Raw genomic sequence first — 15,820 nt, 5'->3', positions numbered from 1 at the left:
GCCCGGATTGCCGAGTGCCGGCCGTCCGCCGGCATCCGGAGGCCGGCCCGGGCAACGGCGTCAGCGTGTGCCCGGGCAAGGCCCTAACGCACCCGCTCCTCACGGGGCTCCTGCGTGTCCTCGTCCGGCAGGTACACGTCGTTGACGGCGATGTTCACCTCGACGACTTCCAGACCTGTCATGCGTTCCACCGCCGCGATCACGTTCTCACGGACCTCTGCGGCGAGGTCGGTGATGCTCACCCCGTACTCGACGACGACCTGGAGGTCGATGGCGGTCTGCTTCTCACCGACCTCCACCTTGACGCCGCGGCCCGCGCTCGCCTGCCCGCCGGGAACACGGTCGCGCATCGCGCCCATGGTGCGGGTGAACCCGCCGCCCAGGGCGTGGATTCCCGGGACCTCCCGTGCGGCGATGCCGGCGATCTTCTCCACCACCCCGTCGGCGATGGTCGTCCGGCCGCGGGTCTCCGGCGATTCCTGAAGCCGGGGGTGTTTGACGTTCTGGTCGGTGCTGAACCCCCCGGGGCCGGGTTCGGGCAGTGTCGAACCGTTCGGTTCCGTCATGCGAAGCCACCTCCTCGGGTGGTGCGCGGAATGACGTGCCGGCGGCCGTCGGCCGCCGCGTTTCGCGCCGCTTGCCCAGTACCGCGCTACGCGTAGGACATGCCCACGTACGGCATCGCATCGGGGTCACGGCAAAGGCGCCGGGAACAGCCAGGGCACCAAAACCCCACCGGACCACTGCGGAGACTATGCTGCCGTAAGGACGTCCCAGACCCCGGCGGCTTGTCGTTGCTCGACACAGATGGCGCGGGGAGCGGACTCGCAGTCCGTCATCCGGCGCATCCCTCGAGGGAACCAGGTGATCCTCCGGCCTGCCGTGCAGGCTTTCGGACCGGCCTGGCTCTGCCTCCCCCGAACGTACGCCACTGCCGACAGCGCCCTCGTAGCCGGAAGTCCGGCGCCACCGGAGCCGCTGCCGGATGGTCTCTCGAACCGAGGCGTCATGCCCCTGCCGCAGCTCATTGTCCACCGCCATGACCGAAGGACACGAACGCTGATCACGCTGGTCGGTGAGATCGACCTGGAATCGGCGCCCATGGTGCACGCGTCCCTGGAGTGGTGCCTGCGCGACGGCACTCGCACCATCGACGTCGACCTCACCCTCGTCACGTTCTGCGACTGCAGCGGACTCAACACGTTCCTCCACGCCGCGCGGCAGACCACCGTCGCGGGCGGAACCCTGCGACTGCACCACCCACCGCCGATGCTCACGCATATCGTCCGCATCGCCGACTGCGAGTTCCTGTTCGCCGGGTCCCGGTCCGTCCCCCTGCCACCTTCCGCCGGCGACACCGCGGCCGCCCCCCGCCCAGCCCCGCCGCACCGGTCTGTCCCACCTGGGTCCGTTCTCTCGGGTGATGTGCGATGACGGCCGGACCCGGGTGGGGAAAGGCACGGAAGCCGGGGGACGGCGAACTGCCCGCAGCGGCGCCGGTGAGGTTGCGCCGGCTGAACAAAGGGCTGGTGGAGGACCTGCTCGGGGATCTGGCGGATCTGTATGTCGACTCCCGCGCAGCGGCGCCGGGCGATACGTACCGCCGTCCCGGCCGTCAGGACTTCCTGAGCCGTGTCGCCGCGGACATGGGCCGACCGGGATTCGCCATGGTGATCGCCGAGTCGGACCGCCTCATGGGATGCGCTTTCGGATTCCCGGTACGCGGTGACGGCTCGTGGTGGCTCGGTTTCGACGGAGCACTCCCGCGCAGCGTCGGTTATCTCACGGTGTCCGGCAGGGCATTCGCGTTCGGTGACATCCTGATCCGCCCGCACCCGCAGGACGGGCGCCTCGCCCGTCGTGTGCAGGAACGGCTCCTGGCCGATCACCAGGCGTTGCTCGGCGCCACCTTGGTGGACGGGGCCGATCACCCTGCTCTCGCCGCGCTCCACTCGTGGGGGTGGCGGGATGTGGGAGAGCTTCGCAGGCCACTGGGTAACACCGCCTTCCGCGCGCTGGTGTTTCCCGCCGGGGAACATACCTCGGCGAGGCTGGAGGGTCTTGTCACCACGTCGGGCGGCGGTGGCCCGGGTGGGCCCTGAGAGCAGGTCGGCGCGCATCCATCTGCTCGTGGCCGAGCAGGCGGCCCGACGCCGTGCACGGATCGCTGTGGTGGACGTGTGCACCGCGGCCGTGGCCGCGCTGCCGGTCGGCGGGGCCGGGCTGTCGGCCATGTCCAGAACCGCGCCGAGCCACCCGCTGTGCAGCACCGACGACATCAGCGAGCGACTGGAAGAGCTCCAGCTCACCATGGGCGAGGGGCCCTGTGTGGACGCCTTCCTGCATGGCTCGGCCGTCCTGACACCCGATCTGCTCCGCCGTGACCTGCAGGACCGCTGGATGGTGTTCGCCGAGGCGGCACTGGAGGCCGGGGCCCGCGCGGTGTTCGCGCTCCCCCTGCAGATGGGAGCGATCAGCCCGGGAGTTCTGGACCTGTACGCCCGCGTTCCGATCCGGTTGGACGGGGAGGAACTGGCGGACGCGCTGGCGTTCGCCGACCTCGCCACGCTGGTGCTGCTCGACACGCGAATCAGCGAGACGGGCGGGCCGCGCCGGGGCCTCGTCGAAGACCTGGGCGCGTACCGGGCGGAGATCGACCAGGCCAGCGGGATGCTCACCGTCCAGCTCGGCGTCGGCATCGAAGACGCCTTCGTCCGCCTCCGCGCCCACGCCTACGCGCAGGGTCGCCGGCTCGCCGACGTGGCCGCTGACGTGGTGGCCCATCGCCTTCGCCTCCCACCGGACGCGGAGCCGGACCAGGCCGGGGAGGACACCTGACGCAATGACGCAATGGTGCCAATCGAGAAACGCGCCGCATTTCCCGCTCCTTCGGGCCGGGACTCATCGCAACCGAGGGTGTCCACGATGAATCAACAACTTCTGGCCAAGACCTTCGTCGAACTGGCCGACAACCTGGTCGCCGACTTCGACCTCATGGACTTCCTGCGCCTGCTGACCGACCGCTGCGTCGGCATGCTCGACGCGAGCGCCGCCGGCGTGCTGCTCGCCGACCGGGACGGCAAACTCCGCGTCATGGCCGCCTCCGACGAACAGGTGCGCCTGCTGGAGCTCTTCCAGCTCCAGAACGACGAGGGCCCCTGCCTCACGTGTTTCCGCACCGGTGCACCCGTGATCGTCCCCGACCTGACCCGGGAGATAGACCGCTGGCCGCGCTTCGTCACGGCTGCCCATCGCAGCGGATTCGGGGCCGTCCAGGCCCTGCCCATGCGCCTGCGGGAGGAAACGGTGGGCGCGCTGAACCTCTTCCGCGCCGCGCCCGGCCCCTTCGACCCGGCCGCCACCCTCGTCGCCCAGGCGCTGGCCGACGTCGCCACCATCAGCCTGCTGCAACAACGCACCGCCCACCGCAGCACGGCGCTCAACGAGCAGCTGCAGACGGCGCTGAACAGCCGGGTGCTCATCGAACAGGCCAAGGGGAAGCTCGCCGAACGCCAGGGCATCGACATGGAGCAGGCGTTCAGTGCGCTGCGCGGCTACGCCCGTTCCCACAACCGGCGCCTGGCCGAGGTGGCCCGCGCCTTCATCGACGGCTCCGAACCCCTTGCCGGTCTGGAAGCCTGATCCGTTCCCCGCCACGGCCCGCGCGCTTGGCAAGCCGCTCCTGCGCCGGGGGGTGGTCCGGACGGCCGCCGCCGTCACGCGATGGCGACCGTCCGGAGCGCGAGGACGGGAGGCCCCCCTCCGCCGATTCCTCGCGCGCTGTCCTCCACGGCGGCGGGACTGATGGGAACACCCCGTCTGGAAAATGCCGGGAGGACTGGGGCTGGAGCCGCGCTGTCCGGCGATGCGGCTCCGGCCGGGCCTGGTTTCCGACTCGGGGGCAGGGAGCCTGAATGGGGAGACTCGCTGGTACCTGACACGGTCGCAGTCCCGTCTTCCCTGCGTGCAGCCTAGAACAGATTCAGGAGCGGCGGAACAGGGCCTACGTATGCTCGTCCCGTGTCAACTCCCGGCAACTGCGACGGCGGTGTCGCCCGCCCCCCGGGCCGATCCCGGACGCGACATGCGATCGACGGCCACTCGGTGCACCGTTTTCCCTGGCCGTGACGGCGGGCTCGTACAGCCGAAGCCGATGGCCGGCACCCGCGGAACACCTGGTCGAAGGGATCGCGCCATGACCTGGACGACCTGGTGGTCGGCCGGGCCGCCGCTCGGGCCACCGTGTCACCGTGCCCCCAACCGGCCCCGGCGCGGCACCGATCCGGAGCTATGCTGATGCACAGACGCCCCGGGCCCCGGCGCCGCACGGCACACCGTTCACGATGGCGCTCCCGCCCATCTGCCGGTCTCCAGAACCGAGGCGCCCCATGCGCACTCCGCGGCAACCCCCCGAACCGGAAAGTCCCAAGCCGTCCGCCATGGACACGGTGCGGCTGCGTCGGCTGAACCGCTGGCAGGCCGAGAGCTTGCGAGAGGACCTGGCGGATCTGTACGTGGAGTCCACCACCACCCCGCCGGGCGAGGAGTTCCGTGGCCGGCAGGAGTTCCTGCTCCGTCTGGCGGACGGCGTGAAACGGCCGGGATTCGACATGCTGGTCGCTGAGGCCCGGTCACTGACCGGCTGCGTCTTCGGAGTCCCCGTGCCACGTGACGGCTTCTGGTGGCAGGGGTTCGGCGGGCCGCTGCCGCAGAACCTGGAACAACTCACCGCGTCCGGACACGTCTTCGCGATCCTCGAAACCGTCGTCCATCCGCACCAGTACGCCCGTGGGCTCGCCCGGCGGCTCCAGGAGCGCCTGCTCGACGACCATCAGGCCTCCCTCGGGGTCACCTTGCCGGATCGGTCCGACCGCTCGGCCCGCGCCGCCTTGGAGGCGTGGGGCTGGCAGGAGGTGGGCCAGATCCACCGTCCCCCGGCCACCCTGTGCGTACTGCTTCTCTCCCTCGGAGAGCGCACGACGGAGCATCCGGACGGCCTCGCGCACAATGACCGGACCCAACGGCCCGGATAGCTGTCTGCCCCGGCCGAGCGCGACACGTGCGAAGACGTGGATCGCGAAGAGCTGGAGGAGCGGGGGGAGTTGAACCCCTGGCCCGGTCGATCACCCTGACCTCCACAGACGTACCTCGCGCAGCGGTGCCGGAGCCTTCCGCGGGACCGAGCGAGGCCCCCCTCCCGCACTCGCCGTCCAGCGCATCCCGGTGGCCTGCCCTCGCCGGCTTGGTCATGTGGGGGCCCCGGCGGTGCAGGAGCCGGTAGTCCGCCAGGAGAGGATGCACTGCCGCCGCGGATTCCGCGGAACGGTCGGCCGGAGGAGTACGCTGGTGTTACCGAGAGTATTTCGAGCACCGGTCTCCACGCCTCTGCCGTTTTCGGCGATTCACGACACCGGGCCGGTGCGACCGGCCCGGAGCAAGGGCTCGCATCGTGACTGCGACCGTTTCGTACGCGCCGACGATCGAAGACCGGCGCTCCGCTTCGTATCTGCGCGTGTCGTCGGCTCTCACCGGTTCGGTTCCGGCTCCGCCGGACGGCGCCTGGTGGCACCGTTCCTGTTATCCGGGGGCGGCCCCTCCCCCATCGACTGCCCTGCTCGACCGGCAGACGACTCGCGTCTCGGCCACGTGGGCCGACAGCCGCCGTGGGCGACGCGCTGCGCACGTCGGTCACGAGCCACGGCGCCGGACCCGGGCGACGGGAAGTGAGTCGCCATGCTCCCCACCGCACAGGCCGTCGGGCTTCTGACAGACGTCGTGCGCGAGCCGGTGCCTCCCGCCACCGCGGTCCTGCGGATGGAGACGACAACCGGGCCCACGGGGACGTTCGACGGCGCGTGGTGAGCGCGGACACGCGATCTCAAGATCCAGCTGTCGGGTCTCCTCACCGCGCCCGACGGCATGCCTGGACCCCGTCGTCGACGAGCGGACTCCTGCCGCCACCGGCATCGCCAGGGCCGGCAGGCGCGAATGACCGCGGAGTTCTCCCGGCTGAGCCGGGCCGACGTGGCAGAGCCTCGACAGCAGCCCCGGACCCCGGCCGCTCAACGGACACCGGCCGGGGTCCTCCCGTGCCGGGTGCTTCCCGGGCCGCTCGGGTCCGGGGACGACATCGACGTAAGGAATGTGAGAACCATGGGTGTTCTGATCACCGTGCTGGTGGTGTTCGCCGTGGCCGGGCTGGTCCTGCTCGCGCTGAGCGTGCGCAACGTCCAGCAATACGAGAAGGGCGTGGTGTTCCGCTTCGGGCGGCTGCTGCCGAACATCCGCGGGCCCGGCCTGCGCGTCATCCGGCCCATCGGGGACCGGATGCGTAAGGTGTCCGTCCAGACCGAGGTGCTCGGCATCCCGCCGCAGGGATCCATCACCGCCGACAACGTGACACTCACCGTGGACGCGGTCGTCTACTTCAAGGTCATCGATCCGGTCAAAGCCCTGGTGAACGTCCGCAATTACCCCAGCGCCGTGTCCCAGATCGCCCAGACCTCGCTACGCGCGGTCATCGGCAGGGCGGATCTCGACACGCTCCTGTCCGACCGTGACCACATCAACACGGAACTCAAGAAGGTGATGGACGCCCCCACCGAGGAACCCTGGGGGCTGCGCATCGAGCGGGTGGAGATCAAGGACATCGCCCTTCCGCAGTCGATGATGCGCTCCATGTCCAAGCAGGCCGAGGCCGAGCGTGAACGCCGTGCCCGGGTCATCGCCGCCGACGGTGAGTTCCAGGCGTCCCAACGGCTGAGTGACGCCGCGGCGGCCATGGCCGACACCCCGGGCGCTCTCCAACTGCGCCTGCTGCAGACCGTGGTGGACGTCTCGGCGGAGAAGAACAGCACGCTGGTCATGCCGTTCCCGGTGGAGATGCTCCGCTTCTTCGAGCACCAGAGCCGGGAGACCGACGGCGAATCCATCCACCGAAGCATCCCGCGCCCTGCGCTCCCCGAACGCCCGGAGCGCCAGGAACACCCGGAACTGCCCGAACTGATCGCCTCTGCCCCACCCACCGCGCCCGCCTTCCCCCTGAGCGGAGAACGGGTCGGCTCCAACGGAAACCGGGTCGGCACCCGCGCGGCGGTGGCACAGGAACGGCGGGACAACTGGCCGACCCAGGCGGACTCGGACTCCGGCTCCGACGCGTCACATGCCGGCGGCTGATCCCGCCCCCGCTACCGTCCCCGGGGCTCCGCAACGGGGACTCCGGCCTTCGGGCCAGGCCCGAACGCCCCCTCCAGTTGTCAATGTCCGGCCCGCCCAGGGACCGCGCACGTGCTACCCCCTCGGCCCCCGCCCGGGGACCTTCGGCCCCTGCGAGGTCGGGGTGGGGCGGAGGTACGACTGGAGACAAGGCTCCGGGAGGAGGGCGCCGTGTTCCAGGTACGCATCCACGGTCGCGGCGGGCAGGGTGCCGTGACGGCCGCGGAGTTGTTGTCGGTGGCGGCGTTTCTGGAGGGCCGTCACGCGCAGGCGTTCCCGAGCTTCGGCTCGGAGCGCACGGGCGCGCCGGTGATGGCGTTCTGCCGTATCGACGACCGCCCCATCCGGGTGCGCGAGCCCGTGATGCGGCCCGACGCCCTGGTCGTCCAGGACGCCACGCTCCTGCACCAGGTCAACGTCTTCGAGGGCCTCCACCCGGAGGGCGCCGTGCTGATCAACTCGCCGCGCCCGATCGAGGAGCTGGGCCTCGCCGATCTCGCCGAGACGGTGCCGCACGCCGTCGTGCTGACCGTGCCGGCCACCGCGCTCGCGCTGCGCCACTTCGGGCGTCCGGTGCCCAACGCCGTGCTGCTGGGCGGTCTGGCCGCGCTCACCGGGTGCGTGCGGATCGACTCGCTGACCGCGGCGATCCAGGAACGTTTCCCCGGCGAGCTGGGCGCGGCCAACGCCGCGGCGGCCCGGGAGGCGTTCGACCATGTCCGCGCCGAGCGTGAGGAGCTCGTCCATGCTCAAGCAGACTGAGGGCTCGCGCGCGGTCGCGGAGACGGTGGCGTACTGCCGTCCCGAGGTGATCGCCGCCTACCCCATCTCACCGCAGACCCACATCGTGGAGGAGCTCAGCCGCCTGGTGAAGTCCGGTGCGCTCAAGCCCTGCGAGTACGTCAACGTCGAGTCGGAGTTCGCCGCGATGTCCATGTGCATCGGCGCCTCCGCGGCCGGTGCCCGCACCTACACGGCGACCGCCAGCCAGGGGCTGCTGTACATGGTGGAGGCGCTGTACAACGCCTCCGGTCTGGGCCTGCCCATCGTGATGACGGTGGCGAACCGGGCCATCGGCGCCCCCATCAACATCTGGAACGACCACAGCGACACCATGTCCCAGCGCGACTCCGGCTGGATCCAGCTGTACGCCCGCGACAACCAGGAGGCCGCCGACCTGCACCCGCAGGCCTTCCGACTGGCCGAGGAGCTGTCGCTGCCGGTGATGGTGTGCATGGACGGCTTCGTGCTCACCCACGCCTGGGAGCGGATCGAGGTGCCGGAGCAGACGGAGGTCGACGCGTTCCTGCCGCCGTACGAGCCGAGGCAGGTGCTGGACCCCGAGGAGCCGGTGTCGATCGGCGCGATGGTCGGCCCGGACGCCTTCACCGAGGTGCGCTATCTGGCGCACGCCAAGCAGATGCAGGCGCTGGAGGCGATCCCGCGCATCGCCGAGGAGTTCCGGGAGGTCTTCGGGCGTTCCTCGGGCGGTCTGGTGCATCCCTACGCCTGTGAGGACGCCGAGACGATCGTGGTGGTGCTGGGCTCGGTGTTCGGCACCGTGTGCGACGTCGTCGACGAGATGCGCGAGCGCGGGGTGCGGATCGGGGCGCTGGCGATCACCTCCTTCCGGCCGTTCCCGCTGGAGGCGGTGCGCACGGTGCTCGGCGGTGCGCGTCAGGTCGTCGTGCTGGAGCGGGCGTTGGCGGTCGGCATCGGCGGGATCGTGTCGGCGAACGTGCGCACCGCGCTGTCCGGGATCCAGCTCGCCGGTCACACCGTGATCGCCGGGCTCGGCGGGCGGCCGATCACCAAGGAGTCCCTGCACCGGCTGTTCGACGACGCGGTCGCCGGACGGCTGGAGCCGCTGACCTTCCTCGACCTCAACACCGAACTGGTGGAGCGGGAGCTCGCGCGGATGGCGAAGACCAGGCGGTCGGGTCCGTCGGCGGAGAACATCCTGCGCGATGTGGGGAGCAACCGATGAGTGCCGCACCGCAGGTCAAGTTCTACCAGGTGGGCAGCTTCGCCGCCGGAAACCGGCTGCTGGGGCCCGAGGCCCAGTCCGACCAGGCCGACCCGGGCCGTTCCAACGCGCTGACCTGCGGCCACCGCGCCTGCCAGGGCTGCGGTGAGGCGCTCGGCGCCCGCTACGCCCTGGACGCCGCCCAGCGGGCGGCCGGCGGCAAGGTCATCGCCGTCAACGCGACCGGCTGCCTGGAGGTCTTCTCCACGCCGTATCCGGAGACGTCGTGGCAACTGCCGTGGCTGCACTCGCTGTTCGGCAACGCGCCCGCCGTCGCGGCCGGGGTGGCCGCCGCGCTGCGCGCCAAGGGCCGCACGGACGTCCGGGTGGTCGGGCAGGGCGGGGACGGCGGCACGGTCGACATCGGCCTGGGCTGCCTGTCCGGCATGTTCGAGCGCAACGACGACGTGCTGTACATCTGCTACGACAACGAGGCGTACATGAACACCGGTGTGCAGCGCTCCGGGGCCACTCCGGCAACCGCGCGCACCGCCACCACCCAGGCGGTCGGCGAGCAGCCCGGCGCCCCCTTCGGGCAGGGCAAGAGCCTGCCGCTGATCGCGATGGCGCACGAGATCCCCTACGTCGCGACCGCCACCGTGGCGGGTCTGCGTGACCTGGAGGCGAAGGTGCACCGGGCGATGGGGATACGCGGCGCCCGCTATCTGCACGTGCTGGTGCCCTGCCCGCTGGGCTGGGGCACGGCCTCGCACGACACGCTGCGCATCGCGCGGCTGGCCGAACAGACCGGGCTCTTCCCGGTGTTCGAGGCCACCGGCGGGGTGGTCACCGACGTCACACCGATCCGGCGGCGCGTGCCGGTGGAGGAGTACCTGCGGCCGCAGAAGCGGTACGCGCACCTCTTCCGGCCGGAGCTCCGTACGGATGTCATCGCCCGTCTGCAACGGGTGGCCGACCGCAACATCGACCGTTTCGGGCTGCTGGCGCAGGAGGAGGCGACGTCGTGAAGGAGAAGCCGTTCGCGATCACCCTGGACGTGGGCTCCAGCCTCGCCAACCGGACCGGGGCCTGGCGCACCGAGCGTCCCCAGTACGTCGACCGGATGCCGCCGTGCAACCAGGCCTGTCCGGCCGGCGAGAACATCCAGCAGTGGCTGTTCCACGCGGAGAGCGGCGACTACGAGTCCGCGTGGCGGCAGTTGATGCGGGACAACCCGCTGCCCGCCGTGATGGGCCGGGTCTGCTACCACCCCTGTGAGACCGCCTGCAACCGTGTCCAGGTCGACAACGCCGTCGGCATCAACTCGATCGAGCGGTTCCTGGGCGACGAGGCGATCAGGCGGGGCTGGAGCGTCGAGGCCCCGCCGGCGACGAGCGGCAAGCGCGTGCTGGTGATCGGCTCCGGACCCGCCGGACTGTCGGCCGCCTACCATCTGCGTCTGCTCGGCCACGAGGTGACCGTCCGCGAGGCGCAGGACCGGCCCGGCGGCATGATGCGGTACGGCATCCCGCGCTACCGGCTGCCGCGTGAGGTGCTGGACGCGGAGATCGACCGGATCACGGCACTGGGCGTCACGCTGGAACTGGGCGCCAAGGTCGACGACGTGCTCGCCGCGCAGGCGGACGGCGGCTTCGACGCCGTGTTCCTGGCTGTGGGCGCGGGGATCGGCAAGCGCGCCTACATTCCCGCCGGGGACAGCGCCCGCATCCTCGACGCGGTGTCGCTGCTGGGCAGCATGGAGGACGCCGGCCCGCCGCTGCTGGGCCGCAGGGTCGCCGTCTACGGCGGCGGCAACACCGCCATGGACGCCGCCCGCACCGCTCGCCGGCTGGGCGCCACCGACGCCGTGGTGGTCTACCGGCGCACCCGGGACCGGATGCCCGCGCACGACGTCGAGGTCCAGGAGGCGCTGGAGGAGGGCGTGCGCATCAAGTGGCTCTCCACCATCAAGCACGCCGACGAGGACCGGCTGACCATCGAGCGGATGGAGCTCGACGAGACCGGGTTCCCGCAGCCCACCGGGGAGTTCGAGGAACTGGAGGCGGACAGCGTGGTGCTGGCGCTGGGCCAGGACTCGGACCTGTCGCTGCTGCGGGACGTGCCGGAACTGGCCGTGGACCACGGCATGGTGCAAGTGGCCGACGGTCTCATGACGGGTCATCAGGGCATCTTCGCGGGCGGCGACATGGTGCCCGCGGAGCGCACCGTGACAGTGGCCGTGGGCCACGGCAAGAAGGCGGCGCGGCACATCGACGCGTATCTGCGCGGCACCACCTACGACCCGGGCGCCAAGCACGCTCCGGCCGACTTCGACCTGCTCAACACCTGGTACTACTCCGACGCCCCGGCGTCGGTGCGGCCGCGCCTCGAACTGGCCCGCCGGGTCTCGACGTTCGACGAGGTCGTGCAGGGACTCGACGAGTCCACCGCGCTGTTCGAGGCCCGGCGCTGCATGTCCTGCGGCAACTGCTTCGAGTGCGACAACTGCTACGGCGTCTGCCCGGACAACGCCATCCGGAAGCTGGGCCCGGGCAAGGGCTTCGCCGTCGACCTGGACTACTGCAAGGGCTGCGGGCTTTGCGCGGCCGAGTGTCCCTGCGGGGCGATCGAGATGGTGCCGGAGGAGTGAAGGGCTGCTTCGGACGCGGACACGAGGAGGCCCCCGACGCGGGGGCCTCCTCGCACGTCCGGTTCAGCCGACGAACTCGCCGACCGCCGACTTCAGTTCGCTCAGTCCCTTCTTCGCGTCGGTGAAGAACATCCCGGTCTTGGGATCGGTGTAGAGCTCGTTGTCGATGCCCGCGTATCCGTGGCCCATCGAGCGCTTGATGACCACGATGCTCTTGGCCTTGTCGACGTCCAGGATCGGCATGCCCGAGATCGCGTTGCCGGGCTTGCGGGCGATCGGGTTGGTGACGTCGTTGGCGCCGATGACGAGCGCGACGTCGGCCTGCGGGAACTCGGGGTTGACGTCGTCCATCTCCTTCAGCTGGGTGTAGGGGACGTTGGCCTCGGCCAGCAGCACGTTCATGTGACCGGGCATGCGGCCCGCGACCGGGTGGACGGCGTAGCTGACGTCCACGCCGTTGTCGGTGAGCAGCTTGGCGAGGTCGCCGAGCTCGTGCTGGGCCTGGGCGGCGGCCAGGCCGTAGCCCGGGACGAAGATGACCTTGCTCGCGTACGCCAGCTGGATCGCCACGTCGTCCGCGGAGACCGACCGCACCTGGGCCGCTGTGCCTCCGGCGACAGCCGCCGGGGCACTGTCCCCGGTGCCGAAGCCGCCGATCACGATGTTGGCGATCGACCGGTTCATGGCGTCGGCCATCAGCTTGGTGAGGATGCCACCGGAGGAGCTGACCAGCATGCCCGCGATGATCAGCGCGGTCTCGTTCAGGACGAAGCCGGCCATCGCGACCGCGGATCCGGTGAAGGCGTTCAGCAGGGCGATGACGACCGGCATGTCCGCGCCGCCGATGGGCAGCACCATCGTCACGCCGAACAGCAGGGCGACGGCCACCAGCCCGTAGAGGGCGCCGAGGGAGTCGGGCGACAGCACCAGCCAGACGGTGCCGGCGACGAAGGACGCCGGCAGCAGCACGTTGAGCAGCCGTGCTCCCGGGAAGACGACCGGAGCGCCGGAGACGACGCCCTGGAGCTTGCCGGCCGCGATGAGCGATCCGGAGAAGGTGACCGCGCCGATGACGATGTCCAGGGCTCCCGGCAGGGAGACGCGGGCGCCGAGGGCGGCCGGATGGTCGGCCTGGAGCAGGTCGTTGACCGCGATGAGGGCGGCGGCCCCGCCGCCGACGGCGTTGAACAGGCTGACCAGTTGGGGCATGGCGGTCATCTTGACCTCGCGCGCGGCGTACAGGCCGAGCGCCGCGCCGATGAGGCCGCCGGAGACGAGCACCAGCCAGCCGGTCGTGGTGATCGTGCCCTCGTGGATCACCAGCCACACGGTGGCGGCGATCGCGACGGCCATCGCGCCGGCGGAGATCGCGTTGCCGCGGCGGGCGGTGCGCGGGTGGTTCATCAGGTGCAGGCCGAGCACGAAGCAGGCCGCGGTGGCGAGGAAGATGTAGTGGACGGCGTTGGAGACGGTGTCCATGGCGCTCACACGTCCTTCTTCTTCTCGCTGGGCCGTGCCTTGAACATCTCCAGCATCCGGTCGGTGACGACGTATCCGCCGACGACGTTCATCGCGCCGAACACCATGGCCACGAAGGCGAGGACGTAGCCGAGCCAGGTGTGCGACTCGGCGGCGATCAGCATGGCGCCGATGACGACGATGCCGTGCACGGAGTTCGAGCCGGACATCAGCGGCGTGTGCAGGGTCGCTGGGACCTTGCTGATGACCTCGACGCCGACCAGGACGCTCAGCACGAACACGGTGATCGCGGTGAGGAGGTCGAGCTCGTTCATGACGTCGCCCCTCCCTTCGGTGACGCTTCGCCCAGGAGCGCGGCCGTGATCTCGTCGGCCGGGTCGAGGACGAGTTCGCCGTCGCGCACGAGGTGGCGCAGGAGCGCGGCGAGGTTGCGGGCGTAGGCCGTGGAGGCCGCGGTCGCCATGGCGGACGGCAGCCGGCCGGCGCCGATGACGGTGACGCCGTTGTCGAGGACGTCCGTCTTGTCGGGTTCGGATCCCTCGACGTTGCCGCCGAGGTCGCTCGCGGCGAGGTCGACGACGACCGAGCCGGGTTTCATGGCCCGCACCGCGGCCGCGGTGACCAGCAACGGCGGCTTCCGCCCGGGGACCTGGGCGGTGGTGATGACGATGTCGGTGCGGGCGATGTGCGCGTCCAGTGCCGCCCGCTGGGCCCGCTGCTCCTCCTCGGTCAGCTCCCGTGCGTAGCCGCCCTGTCCGGCGCCCGGTTCCTCCCCTGGTGCCTGGCTCTGGATGTCCAGGAACCGGGCGCCCAGCGACTCCACCTCCCCTCGCGACTCGGGGCGCACGTCGTACGCCGTGACTACGGCGCCGAGGCGGCGGGCGGTGGCGATCGCCTGCAGCCCGGCCACTCCGGCGCCCAGGACGAGGACCTGCGCCGGGCGCATGGTGCCCGCCGCGGTGGTCAGCATCGGGAAGAACCGGTCGTAGGAGTCGGCCGCGAGAACGGCCGCCTTGTAGCCGGCGACATTGGCCTGGGAGGTCAGCGCGTCCATGGACTGGGCGCGGCTGAGGGTGCGCGGCAGCAGATCGAGGCTCACCGTGCGCACTCCGCGCTCGGCCAGCTCCCGCACGAGCACGGGGTGGCGCAGTGGTTCGAGCAGGCCGATCAGGGTCTGTCCGGCGCGCAGCGACCGTGCGGTCTCGGCGTCCGGCGGGCCCACGCACAGCACGGCGTCCGCGCGCGCGTACAGCTCGTCCGCCGGTACGACGCCGGCGCCCGCCTCGGTGTAGTCGGCGTCGGTGAACCAGGCGCCGGAGCCGGCCCCGGTCTCGACCAGGACGTCGATGCCGGCCCGGGTGAGCAGGGTGACCGCCTCGGGGACCAGGGCGACACGGCGTTCGCCGGGCGCCCGCTCCCGTACGGCACCCACGGTGACGTTTGGCATGATCTGCTGCCTCTCTCCTGGGCCGCGGGGGTCTCCCGGGCCTCAGAACTCGAAGACGAGCCGGGCTTCGGCCCGTCCGCCGAGGACCTCGTCGAAGGAGTCGTTGACCTGGTCCAGGCGCCGGGTCTCGGCGATGACCTGGGTGCGGCCGGCGGCGTGCAGGGCGAAGACCTCGGCCAGGTCCTGGCGCGTGCCCACTATCGAGCCTATGACGGAGATGCCGCCGAGGACGGTCTCGAAGATGGGCACATTGATCGCCGCGTTGTCGGCGGGCAGCGCGACCATGACGAGGCGTCCGCCGCGGTTGAGCGACCTGAACGCCTGCTCGAAGGCCTTGGGGGCCGCGGCGAGCACGACGGCGACGTCCGCGCCGCCGGCCTTCTTGATCTCCTCCACCGGGTCGTGGGTGCGGGCGTTGACGATCTCGTCGGCGCCGAGCCGGTGGGCCAGGCCCAGCTTGTCGGGTTCCAGGTCGACGGCGGTGACCAGGCCTCCGACCAGACACGCGTACTGCAGGGCGAGGTGGCCGAGGCCGCCGATGCCGAAGACGGCGACCCGCTCGGCGGGGACCACGCGGGCGACCTTGATCGCCTTGTACGTGGTGACGCCGGCGCAGGTCAGGGGCGCGGCGTCGAACGAGCTGACCCCGTCGGGCACATGGACGATCCCGCTCGCGTCGGCGACGGCGTACTCCGCGTAGCAACCGTCCACGCTGTAGCCGGAGTTGACCTGGGACTCGCACAGGGTCTCCCAGCCGGAGACGCAGTAGCGGCAGGTGCCGCAGGACGAGCCGAGCCACGGCACGGCGACCCGCTTGCCGACGAGGTCGGCGGGCACGCCGGCGCCGACGGCCGTGACGGGGCCGATGCCCTCGTGGCCGGGGATGAACGGCGGCCGGGGCTTGACCGGCCAGTCGCCGTGCGCCGCGTGGATGTCGGTGTGGCAGAGGCCGGAGGCCTCCATCTTCACGAGTACCTGGCCGGGTCCGGGCTCGGGGACGGGCAGCTCCTGGATCTCCAGGGGCTTGCCGAAGTCGGTGACGACTGCTGCCTTCATCGATCTG

Annotated in this window: 15 protein-coding genes; 10 read left to right on the top strand and 5 right to left on the bottom strand. The window is 71.1% G+C overall.

The window, feature by feature from the left end:
- Positions 1-83: 83 nt before the first annotated feature.
- On the bottom strand, positions 84-566 hold the full coding sequence (locus tag ACIGDI_RS07985) for an Asp23/Gls24 family envelope stress response protein (RefSeq protein WP_399892171.1): 483 nt from the start codon (positions 564-566) through the stop codon (positions 84-86).
- Between the two features lie 442 nt (positions 567-1,008).
- Between ACIGDI_RS07985 and ACIGDI_RS07980 the strand changes: the two genes are divergently transcribed.
- From ACIGDI_RS07980 to ACIGDI_RS07935, 10 genes are all read left to right on the top strand, one after another.
- Positions 1,009-1,434: an STAS domain-containing protein gene (locus ACIGDI_RS07980; protein ID WP_399892168.1), complete on the top strand. Its 426-nt coding sequence runs from the start codon at positions 1,009-1,011 to the stop codon at positions 1,432-1,434.
- Between the two features lie 95 nt (positions 1,435-1,529).
- Complete coding sequence (locus ACIGDI_RS07975; RefSeq protein WP_399892165.1) at positions 1,530-2,102, top strand: hypothetical protein; 573 nt, start codon at positions 1,530-1,532, stop codon at positions 2,100-2,102.
- Positions 2,092-2,838: an ANTAR domain-containing protein gene (locus ACIGDI_RS07970; protein WP_399892161.1), complete on the top strand. Its 747-nt coding sequence runs from the start codon at positions 2,092-2,094 to the stop codon at positions 2,836-2,838. The genes ACIGDI_RS07975 and ACIGDI_RS07970 overlap by 11 nt, the downstream gene beginning before the upstream one ends.
- A gap of 87 nt (positions 2,839-2,925) precedes the next feature.
- A complete protein-coding gene (locus ACIGDI_RS07965; RefSeq protein ID WP_399892158.1) occupies positions 2,926-3,642 on the top strand; it encodes an ANTAR domain-containing protein in 717 nt (238 codons plus the stop codon).
- Positions 3,643-4,439: 797 nt separating this feature from the next.
- Complete coding sequence (locus tag ACIGDI_RS07960) at positions 4,440-5,033, top strand: hypothetical protein (RefSeq protein ID WP_399892155.1); 594 nt, start codon at positions 4,440-4,442, stop codon at positions 5,031-5,033.
- A 1,120-nt stretch (positions 5,034-6,153) separates the two neighbouring features.
- On the top strand, positions 6,154-7,176 hold the full coding sequence (locus ACIGDI_RS07955; protein ID WP_399892152.1) for an SPFH domain-containing protein: 1,023 nt from the start codon (positions 6,154-6,156) through the stop codon (positions 7,174-7,176).
- Positions 7,177-7,386: 210 nt separating this feature from the next.
- Positions 7,387-7,977 (top strand): 2-oxoacid:acceptor oxidoreductase family protein, encoded by a 591-nt coding sequence (locus ACIGDI_RS07950; RefSeq protein WP_399892148.1) that lies wholly within the window; start codon positions 7,387-7,389, stop codon positions 7,975-7,977.
- On the top strand, positions 7,961-9,202 hold the full coding sequence (gene porA / locus ACIGDI_RS07945) for a pyruvate ferredoxin oxidoreductase (RefSeq protein WP_399892145.1): 1,242 nt from the start codon (positions 7,961-7,963) through the stop codon (positions 9,200-9,202). The genes ACIGDI_RS07950 and porA overlap by 17 nt, the downstream gene beginning before the upstream one ends.
- Positions 9,199-10,209 (top strand): thiamine pyrophosphate-dependent enzyme, encoded by a 1,011-nt coding sequence (locus ACIGDI_RS07940; protein WP_399892142.1) that lies wholly within the window; start codon positions 9,199-9,201, stop codon positions 10,207-10,209. Before porA ends, ACIGDI_RS07940 begins: the two co-directional genes overlap by 4 nt.
- Positions 10,206-11,831, top strand: coding sequence for an NAD(P)-binding protein (locus ACIGDI_RS07935; RefSeq protein WP_399892139.1), 1,626 nt, complete (start codon positions 10,206-10,208; stop codon positions 11,829-11,831). The genes ACIGDI_RS07940 and ACIGDI_RS07935 overlap by 4 nt, the downstream gene beginning before the upstream one ends.
- A 63-nt stretch (positions 11,832-11,894) precedes the next feature.
- On the opposite strand, the gene ACIGDI_RS07930 is transcribed toward ACIGDI_RS07935, so the two are convergent.
- From ACIGDI_RS07930 to ACIGDI_RS07915, 4 genes are read right to left on the bottom strand one after another with little or no spacing between them, the layout of a single operon-like run.
- Positions 11,895-13,310: an NAD(P)(+) transhydrogenase (Re/Si-specific) subunit beta gene (locus tag ACIGDI_RS07930; protein ID WP_399892992.1), complete on the bottom strand. Its 1,416-nt coding sequence runs from the start codon at positions 13,308-13,310 to the stop codon at positions 11,895-11,897.
- Positions 13,311-13,315: 5 nt separating this feature from the next.
- Positions 13,316-13,624 carry an NAD(P) transhydrogenase subunit alpha gene (locus tag ACIGDI_RS07925; RefSeq protein WP_200702132.1) on the bottom strand — a complete coding sequence of 103 codons (309 nt, stop codon included), beginning with the start codon at positions 13,622-13,624 and terminating at the stop codon, positions 13,316-13,318.
- Positions 13,621-14,757, bottom strand: a complete 1,137-nt coding sequence (locus tag ACIGDI_RS07920) for an NAD(P) transhydrogenase subunit alpha (RefSeq protein WP_399892135.1) — start codon at positions 14,755-14,757, stop codon at positions 13,621-13,623. The genes ACIGDI_RS07925 and ACIGDI_RS07920 overlap by 4 nt, the downstream gene beginning before the upstream one ends.
- 42 nt (positions 14,758-14,799) lie before the next feature.
- Positions 14,800-15,813 (bottom strand): zinc-dependent alcohol dehydrogenase, encoded by a 1,014-nt coding sequence (locus tag ACIGDI_RS07915; RefSeq protein ID WP_399892132.1) that lies wholly within the window; start codon positions 15,811-15,813, stop codon positions 14,800-14,802.
- Between the last annotated feature and the right edge of the window lie 7 nt (positions 15,814-15,820).

This window comes from Streptomyces sp. NPDC085900 (assembly GCF_044540925.1).
In the GTDB taxonomy this organism is placed as follows: Bacteria; Actinomycetota; Actinomycetes; order Streptomycetales; family Streptomycetaceae; genus Streptomyces; species Streptomyces gilvifuscus.
This window is presented reverse-complemented; position numbering and strand designations above follow the sequence as displayed.

Excerpts from the sequence above, each read along its gene's own strand:
- ACIGDI_RS07925 (WP_200702132.1), bottom strand. The coding sequence starts at position 13,624 with ATGAACGAGCTCGACCTCCTCACCGCGATCACCGTGTTCGTGCTGAGC.
- ACIGDI_RS07980 (WP_399892168.1), top strand. The coding sequence starts at position 1,009 with ATGCCCCTGCCGCAGCTCATTGTCCACCGCCATGACCGAAGGACACGA.
- ACIGDI_RS07965 (WP_399892158.1), top strand. The coding sequence starts at position 2,926 with ATGAATCAACAACTTCTGGCCAAGACCTTCGTCGAACTGGCCGACAAC.
- ACIGDI_RS07930 (WP_399892992.1), bottom strand. The coding sequence starts at position 13,310 with ATGGACACCGTCTCCAACGCCGTCCACTACATCTTCCTCGCCACCGCG.
- ACIGDI_RS07985 (WP_399892171.1), bottom strand. The coding sequence starts at position 566 with ATGACGGAACCGAACGGTTCGACACTGCCCGAACCCGGCCCCGGGGGG.
- porA (WP_399892145.1), top strand. The coding sequence starts at position 7,961 with ATGCTCAAGCAGACTGAGGGCTCGCGCGCGGTCGCGGAGACGGTGGCG.
- ACIGDI_RS07960 (WP_399892155.1), top strand. The coding sequence starts at position 4,440 with ATGGACACGGTGCGGCTGCGTCGGCTGAACCGCTGGCAGGCCGAGAGC.
- ACIGDI_RS07955 (WP_399892152.1), top strand. The coding sequence starts at position 6,154 with ATGGGTGTTCTGATCACCGTGCTGGTGGTGTTCGCCGTGGCCGGGCTG.
- ACIGDI_RS07915 (WP_399892132.1), bottom strand. The coding sequence starts at position 15,813 with ATGAAGGCAGCAGTCGTCACCGACTTCGGCAAGCCCCTGGAGATCCAG.
- ACIGDI_RS07920 (WP_399892135.1), bottom strand. The coding sequence starts at position 14,757 with ATGCCAAACGTCACCGTGGGTGCCGTACGGGAGCGGGCGCCCGGCGAA.
- ACIGDI_RS07940 (WP_399892142.1), top strand. The coding sequence starts at position 9,199 with ATGAGTGCCGCACCGCAGGTCAAGTTCTACCAGGTGGGCAGCTTCGCC.